At 61.3% G+C, this 14,516-nt stretch carries 14 protein-coding genes; 6 read left to right on the top strand and 8 right to left on the bottom strand.

The window, feature by feature from the left end; translation table 11 throughout:
* Positions 1–115 precede the first annotated feature (115 nt).
* Positions 116–1,429, bottom strand: a complete 1,314-nt coding sequence (gene glyA, locus NKG99_RS30375; protein ID WP_352872865.1) for a serine hydroxymethyltransferase — start codon at positions 1,427–1,429, stop codon at positions 116–118.
* A 200-nt stretch (positions 1,430–1,629) separates the two neighbouring features.
* Positions 1,630–1,752, bottom strand: coding sequence for a hypothetical protein (locus NKG99_RS30370; protein ID WP_352872863.1), 123 nt, complete (start codon positions 1,750–1,752; stop codon positions 1,630–1,632).
* Between the two features lie 230 nt (positions 1,753–1,982).
* On the opposite strand from NKG99_RS30370, the gene NKG99_RS30365 reads away from it, so the two are divergent.
* A complete protein-coding gene (locus NKG99_RS30365) occupies positions 1,983–3,254 on the top strand; it encodes an IS4 family transposase (protein WP_352872862.1) in 1,272 nt (423 codons plus the stop codon).
* 48 nt (positions 3,255–3,302) lie between these two features.
* On the opposite strand, the gene NKG99_RS30360 is transcribed toward NKG99_RS30365, so the two are convergent.
* The 4 genes from NKG99_RS30360 to NKG99_RS30345 form a co-directional block, all read right to left on the bottom strand.
* A complete protein-coding gene (locus NKG99_RS30360; protein ID WP_352872860.1) occupies positions 3,303–4,556 on the bottom strand; it encodes a L,D-transpeptidase family protein in 1,254 nt (417 codons plus the stop codon).
* Between the two features lie 355 nt (positions 4,557–4,911).
* On the bottom strand, positions 4,912–5,427 hold the full coding sequence (gene ldtR, locus NKG99_RS30355; RefSeq protein ID WP_008875359.1) for a transcriptional regulator LdtR: 516 nt from the start codon (positions 5,425–5,427) through the stop codon (positions 4,912–4,914).
* Between the two features lie 238 nt (positions 5,428–5,665).
* The gene (locus NKG99_RS30350; RefSeq protein WP_352872859.1) at positions 5,666–6,088 is read right to left on the bottom strand and encodes a DUF6163 family protein; all 423 of its coding nucleotides are present in this window, start codon (positions 6,086–6,088) and stop codon (positions 5,666–5,668) included.
* Complete coding sequence (locus NKG99_RS30345) at positions 6,085–7,128, bottom strand: enoyl-CoA hydratase/isomerase family protein (RefSeq protein WP_352872858.1); 1,044 nt, start codon at positions 7,126–7,128, stop codon at positions 6,085–6,087. The genes NKG99_RS30350 and NKG99_RS30345 overlap by 4 nt, the downstream gene beginning before the upstream one ends.
* A 344-nt stretch (positions 7,129–7,472) precedes the next feature.
* Between NKG99_RS30345 and NKG99_RS30340 the strand changes: the two genes are divergently transcribed.
* The 4 genes from NKG99_RS30340 (at position 7,473) to NKG99_RS30325 (ending at position 10,625) form a co-directional block, all read left to right on the top strand.
* Positions 7,473–8,303 carry a DUF2066 domain-containing protein gene (locus tag NKG99_RS30340; RefSeq protein ID WP_352872857.1) on the top strand — a complete coding sequence of 277 codons (831 nt, stop codon included), beginning with the start codon at positions 7,473–7,475 and terminating at the stop codon, positions 8,301–8,303.
* Between the two features lie 86 nt (positions 8,304–8,389).
* Positions 8,390–9,421 carry a porphobilinogen synthase gene (gene hemB / locus NKG99_RS30335; RefSeq protein ID WP_352872856.1) on the top strand — a complete coding sequence of 344 codons (1,032 nt, stop codon included), beginning with the start codon at positions 8,390–8,392 and terminating at the stop codon, positions 9,419–9,421.
* 47 nt (positions 9,422–9,468) lie between these two features.
* Entirely contained in the window at positions 9,469–9,765 is a 297-nt protein-coding gene (locus NKG99_RS30330) for a nucleotidyltransferase family protein (protein ID WP_352872855.1), read from the top strand.
* A gap of 215 nt (positions 9,766–9,980) precedes the next feature.
* Entirely contained in the window at positions 9,981–10,625 is a 645-nt protein-coding gene (locus tag NKG99_RS30325) for a dihydrofolate reductase family protein (protein ID WP_352872854.1), read from the top strand.
* A gap of 272 nt (positions 10,626–10,897) precedes the next feature.
* Here the strand turns inward: NKG99_RS30325 and ppk2 are convergent, their stop codons facing one another.
* Positions 10,898–11,818, bottom strand: a complete 921-nt coding sequence (ppk2, locus tag NKG99_RS30320; RefSeq protein ID WP_352872853.1) for a polyphosphate kinase 2 — start codon at positions 11,816–11,818, stop codon at positions 10,898–10,900.
* A gap of 283 nt (positions 11,819–12,101) precedes the next feature.
* Here ppk2 and NKG99_RS30315 point away from each other — a divergent pair, with 283 nt between their 5' ends.
* Positions 12,102–13,145: an aldo/keto reductase gene (locus tag NKG99_RS30315; RefSeq protein WP_352872852.1), complete on the top strand. Its 1,044-nt coding sequence runs from the start codon at positions 12,102–12,104 to the stop codon at positions 13,143–13,145.
* A 121-nt stretch (positions 13,146–13,266) separates the two neighbouring features.
* Here the strand turns inward: NKG99_RS30315 and NKG99_RS30310 are convergent, their stop codons facing one another.
* Entirely contained in the window at positions 13,267–14,238 is a 972-nt protein-coding gene (locus tag NKG99_RS30310) for a glycosyl transferase family 90 (RefSeq protein ID WP_352872850.1), read from the bottom strand.
* Positions 14,239–14,516: the final 278 nt, after the last annotated feature.

Here is a 14,516-nt window from a genome sequence, read left to right as displayed (position 1 = left end):
CCCGCCCCCCCCCCGCGCCCCCGCCGCGCCCGCGCCCCCCGCCCCGCCGCCCCCCCCCCCCCCCCCCCGGCGCGGCGGGCCGCGCCCGCCAAAGACGATGAGACCTCCTATCGCGTCAACCGAGATAGGGATAGAGCGGGAAACGGTCGGTCAGCCCCACGACCTTGGCCTTGACCGCCGCTTCGACAGCGGCATTTCCCTCGTCGGAATTGGCGACCTTGAGACCATCCAGCACTTCGGCGATCAGCTTGCCGATCTCGCGGAACTCGGCCTGGCCGAAGCCGCGCGTGGTGCCGGCCGGGGTGCCGAGACGCACGCCTGAGGTGACGAAAGGCTTTTCCGGGTCGAACGGAATGCCGTTCTTGTTGCAGGTGATGTTGGCGCGGCCGAGCGCCGCCTCGGCGCGCTTGCCGGTGGCGTTCTTGGGCCGCAGATCGACCAGCATCAGATGGTTGTCGGTGCCGCCGGAGACGATGTCGAGACCGGTTTCCTTGAGACTGGATGCAAGCGCCTTGGCGTTGGCGGCGACGCTTTCGGCATAAACCTTGAAGCTCGGCTTCAGCGCTTCGCCGAAGGCCACCGCCTTGGCGGCGATGACATGCATCAGCGGCCCGCCCTGCAGGCCGGGGAACACCGCCGAATTCATCTTCTTGGCGATGTCCTCGTCATTGCACAGGATCATCCCGCCGCGCGGGCCGCGCAGCGACTTGTGTGTCGTGGTCGTCACGACATGCGCGTGCGGCAGCGGCGACGGATGCACGCCGCCGGCGACTAGGCCAGCGATATGCGCCATGTCGACCATCAGATAGGCGCCGACCGCATCGGCGATCTCGCGAAAACGCTTCCAGTCCCAGACGCGCGAATAGGCGGTGCCGCCGGCCAGGATCAGCTTCGGCTTGGTCTCATGCGCGGTCTTCTCGATGGCGTCCATGTCGAGCAGATGGTCGTCCTTGCGCACGCCGTAGGATACGACCTTGAACCACTTGCCGCTCATGTTGACCGGCGAGCCGTGGGTCAGATGGCCGCCGGAATTGAGGTCGAGGCCCATGAAAGTGTCGCCGGGCTGCAAGAGCGCCAGGAACACGGCCTGGTTCATCTGGCTGCCGGAATTCGGCTGGACGTTGGCGAAGTTGCAGCCGAACAGCTTCTTGGCCCGCTCGATCGCCAGTTCCTCGGCCACGTCGACAAACTGGCAGCCGCCATAATAGCGCTTTCCCGGATAGCCCTCGGCATATTTGTTGGTCATGATCGAGCCCTGCGCTTCCAGTACGGCGCGCGAGACGATGTTTTCCGAGGCGATCAGCTCGATCTCGTGGCGCTGGCGGCCGAGTTCGTTGCGGATGGCGCCGAAAATCTCCGGATCGGCATCTTCCAGCGTGGTTTCGAAGAAAGATTCGAACTTGTTCGACACTGCCGCTGCTGTTGCCATGGGCTGAAATCCTCGGGGTTCGGGGCAATTTTTGATTTATGCAAGTCGTTGTCCCAAAACCGCTGCACACTTTTGGGCGACTTGCATTTGCCGGGCCATTAACACAGTTGTTTTCGCCCCGCCACGTTTGCGGCGCGAAATTTGCTGGTCGGATTGCGCCAGCGAGGCAACAGGGGGCTATTTCCTCGCCTTCCGACCTTTCAGAAGGCCTCGGTGAGCGTGATCTCGGTAAACAGCGCCCGCGACGTATGGTCGTTGATCTCGCCGACGCGAAACGTGTCACGCACGGCTGCGCGCTCGGCCTCGATGCCGGCGAGCCGCAATTCCAGCTCCAGCCTTCCGGATTCGCGAGCCTCGGCGCGGGCCTCATCCGCTTCATCCCGCGAAAAGCGCAGTGGGACCCGAGCAACGAAAAGGCCGCCCTGAACGGCTAATGCAGTTCACTTAAGTTGGGCTGGATGAGGATCTGGTAAGACCTATCGAGCAGGATGGAGATTCGTTTCCATCCTGTTCGTGTTTTGAGATGCCAGGTCGCATAGGACATTCAGCCGATTTGTCGGCACTTTCGGGTGCAATTGATCCGGAATGGATCGCCCAGGCGCTTGCCAGCAGCGGCAAGGCGAGCATCCGCAAACGCAAGCTCCCCGCCGAGCAAGTTGTCTGGCTGGTGATTGCGCTTTCCTTGTATCGTCATCAGTCGATGCCTGAGGTGGTGGCCCATCTGGATCTGGTGTTGCCCGATGAGGTGAACCCGGACATTGCCAAGAGCGCCTTGACGCAGGCCCGCCAGCGCTTGGGCCAGGCGCCGCTGGCGCAGTTGTTTGCGATGAGCGCGACATGCTGGGACGCGCGCCACCAATGCGGGCGAGCCTGGCGGGGTCTTGCGCGCTATGCCGTGGATGGCAGCACACTGCGTGTCGCCGACAGCGTGGAGAACCGCGCGCATTTTGGAGCGCAAGCCTATGCATCCGGCGTTGTTGCAAGTTATCCGCAGCTACGGCTCTTGACCCTGACGGCGCTCGCCACGCATCTGGTGCGTGATGCGGTGTTTGGGATCTACGGCAAGAACGAGATGCTCTATGCCAAGAGCTTGCTCGACCAAGTGCCGGATCATTCCCTGACGGTCTTCGACAAGGGCTTTTTCAGCGCCAGCCTGCTGCTGCAGCTTCAATCGAAGGGCAAGCAACGTCATTGGCTGCTGCCCGCCAAAGGCAACAGTGCATGGCAGCGCCTGGACCAGAACGCCACCGACTATCGGGTGCGCATGAAAGTCTCGCCGCAGGCCCGCGAGGCCGAGCCCGACTTGCCGCCATTCTGGGAAGCCCGGGCGATCGAGACCGTCAACCGGCACGGGCAAAAGCGAATATTGCTAACCTCGTTGATGGACAAGAAGGCCTATCCTGCCCAGGAGATCGTGCAGCAATACGAAGACCGCTGGCGGATCGAAACCAGCAATCGGGAGCTGAAACAGGAGCTTCTTGGCAGCGAATTGACGCTGCGCAGCGGCACACCGCAAACTGTTTATCAGGAAGTCTGGGGAGCCTTGTTGGCTTACAATCTGGTGCGGCTGGAAATGGCCGAGGTTGCCTCTGAAGCCGAGGTCAAGCCAACCGAATTGAGCTTCACCACAGCCCTGCACTACATTCGTCACGAATGGGGATGGATGGCGATCGAAGCGCCAGCAAAACTCCCCGCACACCTCATCCGATTAAGACAAAGGCTGGGAGACCTCATCCTCCCAAAAACACGGGGGCGATCATGCCCCCGTGTCGTCAAAAGGCTACCAGCCAAATATCCTGTCAGAACACTGAAGGTGCCTAAGTGAACTGCATTAGCCCTGAACGGCGGCCTTTTTTATAAAAACATCAGCTGCTTAAAGCGAAGACGTGATCTGCAGCTCGTTGGCGCCGTCGAGCGCGTAGACGTCGTCACGGAACTGCACGACGCCCGGACCAGTCGACCAGGCCGAAAGATAGAGGAAGTGGACCGGCACCGGGTTGGTGACCTGGACCGGCGTGTTTTCGCCTGTCTTGATCGCCGCCTCGAAATGCTGGCGGTCCCAGCCGGGCGTGTCGCGCAGGATCCAGGTGACGAGGTCGCGCACATTCTGCACGCGAACGCAGCCCGAGGAATCGAAACGCATCATCTTGCCGAACAGGCTCTGCTGCGGGGTGTCGTGCATATAGACGCCGTCGGGGCTCGGGAAGTTGATCTTGACCGAAGCCATCGCGTTGCCCGCACCCGGGTCCTGGCGGAAGCGATATTTGGCGGCATCGTCGGTCGACCAGTCGACATTGAGAGGATCGACCTCGCTGCCGTCCGGCGCGAACAGGCGGATGTGACTGTCCTTCAGATAATCGGGATTCTTCCGCATCAGCGGAATGATGTCCTTGCGCACGATCGAGACCGGCGCGTTCCAGTACGGATTGACGATGATCTCGTTGATCTTAGAATTGACGATCGGCGTCTGGCGATCGATCTTGCCAACGATGGCGGTGTGGCGAAGCACGACGCGGTCGTTCTCGACGGCTTCGATCTGTGCCGCCGGAATGTCGACCAGCACGTAGCGGTTGCCCAACGTGCCGGCCTTTTCGCGCAGCCGCTGCAGATTGGTCTGCAACTGGCCAAGCCGGATCTGCGCCGAAACGTTCATCGCCGCGTACGTGTATTTGCCGAGCGCACCGTCGGCAGGCAGGCCGTGACGCAACTGGAAACGCTTGACCGCCGAGTCGACATAGGAATCGAAGGCCGTCGAAATGCCGGCGCCTTGTGCCAGGTCGCCGGAAACCATCAACCGCTTGCGCAACGGCACCACATCGGGATCATCGACGCCAAGCTGCAGTTTCTTGGTCGCGGGAACCTCTACCCAGCCGCCCTGCCCGACGATGTTCTGATATTGCGCGACCGCCTGCTCCGTGAAGGCGACGGTCTGCAGGCTGAAGATCGGCAGCGTCGAGGCCACCTTGCCGCCCTCGCTGGCGCGGGCGTCGAACTGATCGTCCCAATTGCCGCGCGCCGAGGACTTCAGGATATCACCGATCACATCCTGCGCATTGGCGCCGCCGGCAACCATCGCGGCTGCGAGCGCGGAGGCTCCGGAGAGGAAAAAACGACGGCTGGTTCTCATAGACATTCCAGACATTTGTAGCAGTTCGATCACTTGCTGCGTTGATCACCGGGCGATCTCGCCCGCACTCTAAAATTGGCAATCTTAACAATTAGCCAACCATGGTCCGTATCCCCTTGGCGTGACAACGCACGGGCGCGATACGGATTGCGGGTGAACGCATGGTCTTCACCACAGCATCACTGCCACTCTCGGTTCCATTGGAATATGGCGGCAACGTGGCCTTGCTCCCAAATCCGACCGGCCGGCATTCCGAAAAGAAACGGACCGATGCTTTTCGGCACCGGCCCTGACTGAAGGTCGATATTTCGGCCGCGCTTCTGTGGCGCGGGCCGTATCCGACGCGCCGGATGTCCTACATCCGGTAGGCGATGGTGTCGTTCCAGAAGCGGTCGAGCCGCTGCAGGGCACGATTCATCTGCTTGAACTCGTCGGTGTTGATGCCGCCGACCTGCTCGATCGAGCCGACATGGCGCTCGTAGAGACCGGCGACGACCTCCGCCACCTCGTTGCCCTTCGGCGTCAGCGAGACGCGGACCGAACGGCGGTCGATGCGCGAGCGCTGGTGGTTGATGAAGCCGAGATCGACCAGCTTCTTCAGATTGTAGGAGACGTTGGAGCCGAGATAGTAGCCGCGCGAGCGCAGCTCGCCGGCGGTCAGCTCGGAATTGCCGATGTTGAACAGCAGCAGCGCCTGGATGGCATTGATGTCGGAACGGCCGTTGCGGTCGAATTCGTCCTTGATCACATCAAGCAGGCGGCGGTGCAGCCGCTCAACAAGCTGCAGCGATTCCATGTACAGGGAACGGATAGCCTCGCGGCGATCGTCGGATACGTTGGCGGTCTTCGCCGCCGGACGCGAATTGATCATTGTCTTTGCCTCTCGTTTGTCGCCCTGGTGATTTTTTGTTTTTCACCTTGATCGCGACACTATCGAATACTCATAAAATTCGACTTAAACGCTAGGGCTAACAAGAGCTTACCGGTAATAGGTTTCGAAAGAGCCTTAACGAACGGTCACCCGAGCAAGGACAATTAACCTAAAGATTTCGGCAATGATTTCGCGGCTGAATTCATGCAGCCGCCAGGTCGCCAATGTGCTCAAGGGCTTAGTGGCGGACAGGGCGCTTCTGCAGGTAGATGACGACGCGGAAGACAATGTAGAGCACCGCCACCGCGGCATGCGAGACGACAATCAGCGGGCGATGCCCGAAAAGCTCGGGAAAGCCGGCATACATGACCGTCTCGGTCACCGCGCAAATGAACCAGATCACCGGCCCCCAGGACGCCAGCATCCACAGGCCGGCAGCCGCGAAGGGAAAGAACACGGCGAGCACCACCGCGGCCACCTGCCAGTGCACGGGCATCAGGTCGAAACGCCACAGCGAGCCCGGATAGAAGCCGATCAGCTTGATCCAGTAGAGAATGCCGAACAGCAGGCAGTAACCGGCGATGACCCGCTGGAACCAGGCGAAAATCACCTCCACCCCGGAGGGCTGCAGCACGACGCGTCTCGAGGTCACCTCGCTCATATCAAGAGCTCCCGTTCGCCCAGCGGAGCGAAATAGGCGTCGACATCCGCCTCGCTGACCGCATCGAGGCTCGCCGGACGCCATTGCGGTTTTGAGCCCTTGTCGATCATGGCGGCGCGGATGCCTTCGTAGAAATCATGGCCGAGAAGCATGCGGTTGAGGATGCGAAACTCCATCTTCATGCAAGCGTCCATGGACAGTGTCAGCCCAGCACTGATCTGGCGCCAGGCGACGTGCAGGCTGGTCGGCGAGCGGGTGCGGATCGTGGCCAGCGTCTTTGCGGCGAACTCGTCGGCGTCCGCGGCGCGCTCCAGGCTGTCGATGACGCGTTTGAGGGATGGTTGTGAAAAATGGCGAACGATCGCCTCCAGCGTCGGCCTGTCGGTCTCTCGCCTTGCCTGAACGAAGAAGCCGCGCAGTACCGATTCCGGGTCGCCGGTCAGCGTCAGCCGGTCGAGAAAGCCGCCCTGATCCTCGGCCTTGATGGTGTGGGTGGCCAGCCCCGACCACAGCGCATCGCCATAGCGGATGCGATTGCCGGTCATCGCCAGATACATGCCGAAGGAGCCGCCGAGATCGGATAGCAGGTGGCTGGCGCCGACATCGGGGAAAAAGCCGATGCCGACCTCCGGCATGGCGAACTGGGCATTCTCGGTCATCACCCGGTGAGAGCCGTGGAAGGAAATGCCAACGCCACCGCCCATGACGATGCCGTCGATCAGGGCGACATAGGGTTTGTTGAAGCTGTTTATGCGGGCGTTGAGCCGGTATTCGTCGGCGAAGAACTCGACCGGCGGTTTTCCCGCCCGGCCGGCCTCATAGACGTGCAGGATGTCGCCGCCGGCCGAAAAGGCCCTGCCCTCGGCCTTGACGACGACGACATCGACGCCCTGGTCGGTCTCCCAGGCGGAAAGGGCAACGTCGAGCGCCCTGATCATGCGGTGCGTCAAGGCATTGAGCGCCAGCGGCCGCGTCAAGGTGACGACGCCGGCCCGGCCCAGATGTTCGAAGCGGATCTCGTCGCCTCCGCCAAAATCCATCGTGAAAGAATCCCTCCCCCGCGCCGCCGGGATTGAAGTGCTAAAGGGTGGCGCATGGGTGCGTCAATGCCAAGCCCTGCCGGGCGTGTATCAGTTTGGGCTCGGAAGTGGAAAGACGCCATCCTTTGCGTCCCGGCCAAATGGTGCGGGAGAAAGGCGCTTGCCGCGCTGTCACGCCAAGGCCTTCCAGCGGCGGGCATGGTCAGGAACACCGGCGGGCGAGGCCTGCCCGCCGACAGCCGCTTCCTAGATCGCAGGCTTGAACTGAGCTTCGCGCGGTCTTGGCCGCCAGCGGCACTCGGTGTTAGAGATTGGCCGCCAAGCCTCGAACCGGATGGTGAGCCATGCCGCACTTTTTGCGCCTTGCCTTTGTTCTGGGTGGCTTCCTGGCCATCTGCTCCGCCAATGGCCTGGCCAGGGCGGCCGATGTCGAGGATCTCTACAGATCCCAGACCATCGTCACCGGCCAGGGCGAGCCAAACCGCCAGGCAGGTTTCAAGATCTGCCTCGACGCGGTCCTGGTCCGGGTTTCCGGCGACCAGCGTCTGCTGGCAAAACCTGAGCTGACAGCGCTGCGCGACAAGGCCGGCAGCTTCGTCACCGGCTTCCGTTACCGCGACCGCATGGAAGGCATTCCAGTGCATGACGAACAGGGCACCCATGACAGGCCTCACGATCTCTTTTGCCAGTACACGCCGGCGACGATCGACCCGGTTCTGGCTTCGCTCGGCAGCAAGCCCTGGCTGGCCGAACGGCCGACGCTCTCGGTCGTCCTGGCTGTGGACGACTCGCGCCGACATTTCGTCCTTGCCAATGATGGGGACGAAAATCCGTACATGATAGAGTCTTTTCAATCGGCCGCTGACCCCATGGCGATGTCGATTGTCGTTCCGAACAAGGCCACGCTCGCCAAGGCCGGACTCACTTTCGAAGAGGTGGGGCCTATCTCACCCGAACTGCTAGGCAGTGTTGCAAGAAGTATTGGCAGCCGCCAGGTCTTGGGCGGCAGCCTCATGTGGAGCGACAAGGAGTTGGGCTGGATCGCCGACTGGCGGCTGGCGATGGCCGGCAAGACATATCAGTGGCAAGTGCGCGGCGTCAGTTTCGACGAGGCGTTCCGCGTTGCTGTCAAAGGCGCGGCGCAGATCCTGTCGGGCAACGGCCAACCGGAATAGAATTGGAACGGACTGCTGGCACAAACGTATCGCATTGGTCAGCGGCAAGGGCTCGTGATAAAAGCCGCCGATCTGGAGTTTTGGCGATGAACAAATTCACCCCCGCAAAGCCAGCCGGCGCTCGCAGCGTCGACGACATCACCGGCAGCCGCCGCCTGCGCCGCATGCGCAAGGCAGACTGGTCGCGCCGTCTGGTGCAGGAGAACCGGCTCTCGGTCGACGATTTGATCTGGCCGATCTTCGTCGTCGACGGCAAAAATGTGCGCGAGCCGATCGCCGCCATGCCCGGGGTCTTCCGCCTGTCGATCGATCTCGCCGTCAAGGAGGCCGAACGCGCGGCAAAACTCGGCATTCCCGCACTTGCCACCTTCCCCAATGTCGACATCTCGCTGCGCGACCAGACCGGCTCGCACATTCTCGACCCCGACAACGTCATCAACCGCGCTACCCGCGCGATCAAGGACGCGGTGCCGGAGATCGGCATCATCACCGACGCCGCGCTCGACCCGTTCACCAGCCATGGTCATGACGGCATCCTGCGCGACGGCATCATCGTCAACGACGAGACGGTGGAACAGGTGACCGCCGCGGCTGTCATCCAGGCGGCGGCCGGCGCCGACATCATCGCGCCGTCCGACATGATGGACGGCCGCATCGGCGCCATCCGCGACGCGCTCGACGCCAACGGTTTCCAGGACGTGGCGATCATGTCCTATGCGACCAAATTCGCCTCGGCCTTCTACGGTCCCTATCGCGAAGCGGTGGGCACCGCCGGCCTGCTCAAGGGCGACAAAAAGACGTATTACATCGACCATGCCAATTCCGACGAGGCGGTGCGCGAAGCCGAACAGGATATCACTGAGGGCGCCGACATGCTGATGGTCAAGCCGGGCCTGCCCTATCTCGACATCATCCGGCGGCTGAAGGACGAGTTCCAGATGCCGACCTTCGCCTACCAGGTGTCGGGCGAATATTCGATGATCAAGGCCGCCGCCGCCAATGGCTGGATCGACGGCGAGAAGGCGATGCTGGAATCGCTGCTCGCCTTCAAGCGCGCCGGTTGCGACGGCATTTTGACCTATTTCGCCCCCGAAGTGGCGATGATGCTGAAGGGATAGGCCACTAGGTCGTTTGGAATTTTAGCGCAATCCGCTAGAATGAATTCATGAGCAGGAATGAGGTCATAGAGCGGTTGCAGAGAAATGCAGATGCCATCAAAGGCATGGGCGCGACTTCGCTTTATCTCTTCGGATCGACTTTGCGGGGCGACGCAGGGGCCGACAGCGATCTCGACCTCTTCATCGATTATGATCCTGGAAGGCGCTTTTCGCTGATCGATCTGGTCGGCATCAAGCAATTTCTTGAAGAGAAGATGTCAGCGGAGATCGATATCACCACCCGCGACAGCCTCAATCCCATGTTGAAGGCCGATATCGAACGATCTGCTATGCGCATATTCTGATGGCAGTGCGCCGGATCGAACCGATTCGCCGGATCTTTCTTCTCCGCACATGTAACTAGCGCGGCAGCAACGGCGGGTTCTCGCCGGCGAGGCTGCTGGCTTGTCTTCAGAGCCGACAGTCCGATCGTCGCCCTAAAAATACCGCTTGCAATTCGCAATCAGTCTGCTACGAAACAACTGCTTGCAAAATACAACTGGTTATCGAGGAGGCTCGCATGTCCAAACTACGTGTCAACGCTTTCAGCCTGTCGCTCGACGGCTACGGCGCAGGTCCTGATCAGGACCTGCAAAATCCGCTCGGTGTCGGCGGGGAATCCCTGCACAAATGGGCCTTTAGCACCCGCACCTTCCGCAAGATGTTTGGCGAGGAAGGCGGCGCGGACGGGACTGACGAGAACTTCGCGGCGCGCAGCTTCGAGAATGTCGGCGCCTGGATCCTCGGCCGCAACATGTTCGGGCCGATCCGCGGCGAATGGCCTGACGATAGCTGGAAAGGCTGGTGGGGCGACAACCCGCCCTATCACGTGCCGGTTTTCGTGCTGACCCACCACAAGCGCGAACCGATCGTCATGGAGGGCGGCACGACCTTTTATTTCATCACCGACGGCATCCATTCGGCGCTTGAACAGGCAAAAGCAGCGGCGGACGGCAAGGACGTGCGGGTGGGCGGCGGCGTCGCCACCATCCAGCAATATCTCCAGGAGAAGCTGATCGACGAGATGCATCTGGCGATCGCGCCGGTGCTGCTCGGCGCGGGCGAGAACCTTTTTGCCGGCCTCGACATGGTCAAGCTCGGCTATGTCTGCAGCGAGCAGGTTGCGACGCCGCTCGCCACGCACGTCGTCATCAAGCGTGCTTGAGCCCCGAGGTTATCAAGGTGGCGAAACCTTCGGTGCAGGCCCATTTCTCCCCGTTACTATACGGGGAGAAATGCCCGGCAGGGCAAGGGGCGGCGCAATCGGTTGAATGTTGAATATTGTGTTGCCGAGAATGCCACCGATGGCAATATGGGGGCAGAATAAGTTTCGCCCATGCAGCGATTTCACCGAGTTCAACTGTCTAAGTCAGCGCTGCCCCTCATCCGCCTGCCGGCACCTTCTCCCCGTATAGTGACGGGGAGAAGGGAGAACCTTCAGTACTTCTCCGGAACGTAGAGCTCGCGCGGCAGGGTCTGGCGCTCGTATTCGGGGTTGAAGACGCGCTCCGGCAGCGTGATCTCCTCGTGCGGCACCTCTTCATACGGCATCTGCTTGAGCAGGTGATCGATGCAGTTCAGTCGCGCCCGCTTCTTGTCGTTGCCTTCGACGATGAACCAAGGGGCTTCCGGGATGTTCGTGCGGATGAAGGTCTCTTCCTTGGCCTTGGTGTACTGTTCCCAGCGGATGCGCGACTGCAGGTCCATCGGCGACAGTTTCCACTGCTTCATCGGATCGTGGATGCGCATCAGGAAGCGCATCTGCTGTTCCTCGTCGGTGATCGAGAACCAGTATTTGACCACGGTGATGCCCGAGCGAACCAGCATGCGCTCGAACTCCGGCACGTCGCGGAAGAATTCTTCGACCTGATCGGGCTGGGCAAAGCCCATCACCCGTTCGACGCCCGAGCGGTTGTACCAGGAGCGGTCGAACAGCACGATTTCGCCACCGGCCGGCAGATGCGGGACATAGCGTTGGAAATACCATTGCGACTTCTCGCGTTCGGTCGGCGCCGGCAGTGCCACGACACGGCAGATGCGCGGATTGAGCCGCTGGGTGATGCGCTTGATGACGCCGCCCTTGCCGGCCGAATCGCGCCCCTCGAAGATCACCACCAGCTTCTTCTTGTGGTAGGCGACCCAGGACTGCAGCTTGATCAGTTCGGACTGTAAGGTGATCAGGTCGCGAAAATACTGCATGCGATCGATCGAAGGCGGATGCGCGTTCTTGTAGATCTTGGCGATCTCCATCGACAGCGCCGGCTCCGACATTTCGAGCTCATAGTCCTCGTCGAGCGTGTCGGCGAGCTCGGCCTCAAGCCAGTCCTTGGCAGGAGAATTCTGTTTTAGCTCGATCATATCAGCTGCTCCACCTGCAAGCCCTGTCGATCCACGTCCGGCGCGCCCCAAACCCCTGGCTTGCGTCTCGGAGCGCCAACACCTGAGCCGACTTCAATATAGGCCGGCAATGACGGTTTTATTGCAGCCTGGAACATGAAGTCGCCGCTGCAAATCCCGTGAGGCATGATCGATCCGTTGTCGTGGCATGGCGACAAACCGCTCAAATTGTCCTACAAATAGCGGCCACATTCGGGGCGGCCTTCCCCAACGCCCCTTCCCCAATGCAATAGCGAGGACTGACATGGAATACCGCACTCTCGGCCGTTCCGGCCTGAAGGTTTCGACGCTGACCATGGGCACGATGACTTTCGGCGGCGCCGGCGCGTTTTCGGCTGTCGGCAAGACCGATCTCGACGAGGCGCGCCGGATGATCGATCTCTGCATCGATGCCGGCATCAACGTCATCGACACCGCCAATGTCTATTCGAACGGCATTTCGGAAGAGATCATCGGCGAAGCGCTCGGCGGCAAGCGCAAGGGCGACGTGCTGATCGCCTCCAAGGCGCGGATGCGGATCGGCAACGGTCCGAACGATGAAGGCCTGTCGCGTCATCACCTGATCCGCGAATGCGAGAAGAGCCTGAAGCGGCTCAAGACCGACGTCATCGACATCTACTTCCTGCACGAATGGGATGGCGTGACACCGCTGGAGGAAACCATCGCCGCGCTCGACACGCTGGTTGCCCAGGGCAAGATCCGCTATGTCGGCTGTTCCAACTATTCCGGCTGGCAGGTGATGAAGGCGCTCGGCATCAGCGACAGCCATCACCAGCCACGCTTCGTCACCCAGCAGATCCACTACACGCTGGAAGCGCGCGAGGCGGAATATGAATTGCTGCCGATTTCCGTCGACCAGGGGCTGGGCGTTCTGGTCTGGAGCCCGCTTGCCGGCGGATTGCTGTCCGGCAAATACCGCCGCGACAGCCCCACCGCCCGCCAGCTTGCCGGCTGGTCCGAACCGCCGATCCGCGACGAGGACCGGCTGTGGCGGATCGTCGACGTGCTTGTCGAGATCGGCACGCAACGCGGCGTTTCGGCGGCGCAGGTGGCATTGGCCTGGCTGCTCGGCCGACCTGCGGTCTCCTCGCTGGTGATCGGCGGCAGGACCGAAACGCAGTTCAGGGACAACATCGCGGCGGCAAGCCTGGTGCTCACCGGCGAGGAACGCGGTCGCCTCGACGCGGTCAGCCGGCCGCCTTTGCTCTATCCCTACTGGCACCAGCAGCTGACGGCAAAGGACCGCTTCGGCCCCGCCGATCTGGTTCTTGACCGCAGCGGCATCTGACGAGCGGGCCCCGAGGCACGCGACGTCCTGAAGCGCGTCGCGTTTGAGGCACCGCGCTTTAGATCTTCGTTTTCATGCATGTCGTTCTCCCAAAACCGGGACCACTTTTGGGCGACATGCATTAACCCTGGATAAATCGCCAGACCTCGGGATCAGGGTCGATCTGGCCGCTGAGGACAAAGTATTTGTAGAGGACGAGCAGGGAAATCGCCTGTTCGGCCTGCTCGTTGGAGAATTGGCGGCAATAGGCGTTGGCCGCGGCGATAATGCGTTCCGCCTCGGCCGGATGCCGCTCGAAATATGCCACGCGTTCCGCAAGGTTGGAGAAATCCGCTTCGAGCGGCACATAGTGGACACCAGCCTCAAGTTGCTTTTCCGCGAACCATGTCTCGTATGTCGGCGACGGCATCAGGCAGAGTGAATTCGAATTCAGGATCCATTTGAGGTTGGTCGCAACGTCGTTGCCTTCGAGCGAGACGATGTAGCGGTAACGCAGCTGTTGGCTGATGCTGAGAAAAGGCTTGCTGTACTCAGCCGGCGCGTACGACTTGTGTGACCCGGCGTCGCAGAACGGCAGATCGCGCACGGCGTCCAGGAACCTCGTCCGTTTCGGATTGTTGAGGTCGCCGCGCCAGACCACCACCGGGCGCTTGTCGGCGAAGGCAATTGCGTCGGCCGGCATGTGGAAGTGTCGGAACTTGTTGAATTTCATGATGACCGCATTGCCGTTGTCGGCGCGGATCGGCCGATCCTTGACGAGCGTCGGCACCTTCGGCACCTCGATGACGTCGCCGAATTCGACGTCGACGAGCAACGCCGGGTCAAAATAGCGGGCGAACTCCCTGAGGTCGTAATAGTACATGGTCGGCGTGGGGGGCAAATTGTCGAGACGCACCGCCGCCGGGCTGGGCGAAAACGCGTCCTGCAACTCGTTATAGTAATTCAGCCGCCGCCGCACCGCTTCATCCGAGAGCCTGGCCCGTTCGAGACGGCCCGCCAACCGCCAACGGAAGAGAGCCTGCGGTGCGATATCGCGCAAGACGTTTCGCGCATAGTAGAAAACCCTTGCCGTCGTTCGTTGTATGGTGGCCATAATTCACTATCAAAACAAACGGCAGATCGCGCCATCTCAGCGCCCCGGCTCCCCCTACACCATTGTGCCGCGCATCTTGCAAGCCCCGGACCATCATCGACGCCAACGGCCGGCACTATCGCTTCAGCTGTTGTGTTTGACGGCTAATGCTCCTAGGCAGGGTCAGAGCCGCTAAAAGCAATTCCAGGAAAAGTGTGAAACGGTTTTCCCGGGAAAAGCGCGTAGCGCTTTCCCTAGGGGATTGCGTCAAACAAAGAGATGGAGCGATTCTGCGTTTC

Source organism: Mesorhizobium sp. M1409, from assembly GCF_040317535.1.
GTDB lineage: Bacteria > Pseudomonadota > Alphaproteobacteria > Rhizobiales > Rhizobiaceae > Mesorhizobium.
Note: the sequence above shows the minus strand (reverse complement) of the source record. Positions and strands in the feature narration are given on the sequence as shown.

Coding starts and splice junctions, on each gene's coding strand:
- glyA (WP_352872865.1), bottom strand. CDS start 1,429: ATGGCAACAGCAGCGGCAGTGTCGAACAAGTTCGAATCTTTCTTCGAA.
- NKG99_RS30360 (WP_352872860.1), bottom strand. CDS start 4,556: ATGAGAACCAGCCGTCGTTTTTTCCTCTCCGGAGCCTCCGCGCTCGCA.
- ldtR (WP_008875359.1), bottom strand. CDS start 5,427: ATGATCAATTCGCGTCCGGCGGCGAAGACCGCCAACGTATCCGACGAT.
- NKG99_RS30350 (WP_352872859.1), bottom strand. CDS start 6,088: ATGAGCGAGGTGACCTCGAGACGCGTCGTGCTGCAGCCCTCCGGGGTG.
- NKG99_RS30345 (WP_352872858.1), bottom strand. CDS start 7,128: ATGGATTTTGGCGGAGGCGACGAGATCCGCTTCGAACATCTGGGCCGG.
- NKG99_RS30340 (WP_352872857.1), top strand. CDS start 7,473: ATGCCGCACTTTTTGCGCCTTGCCTTTGTTCTGGGTGGCTTCCTGGCC.
- hemB (WP_352872856.1), top strand. CDS start 8,390: ATGAACAAATTCACCCCCGCAAAGCCAGCCGGCGCTCGCAGCGTCGAC.
- NKG99_RS30330 (WP_352872855.1), top strand. CDS start 9,469: ATGAGCAGGAATGAGGTCATAGAGCGGTTGCAGAGAAATGCAGATGCC.
- NKG99_RS30325 (WP_352872854.1), top strand. CDS start 9,981: ATGTCCAAACTACGTGTCAACGCTTTCAGCCTGTCGCTCGACGGCTAC.
- ppk2 (WP_352872853.1), bottom strand. CDS start 11,818: ATGATCGAGCTAAAACAGAATTCTCCTGCCAAGGACTGGCTTGAGGCC.
- NKG99_RS30315 (WP_352872852.1), top strand. CDS start 12,102: ATGGAATACCGCACTCTCGGCCGTTCCGGCCTGAAGGTTTCGACGCTG.
- NKG99_RS30310 (WP_352872850.1), bottom strand. CDS start 14,238: ATGGCCACCATACAACGAACGACGGCAAGGGTTTTCTACTATGCGCGA.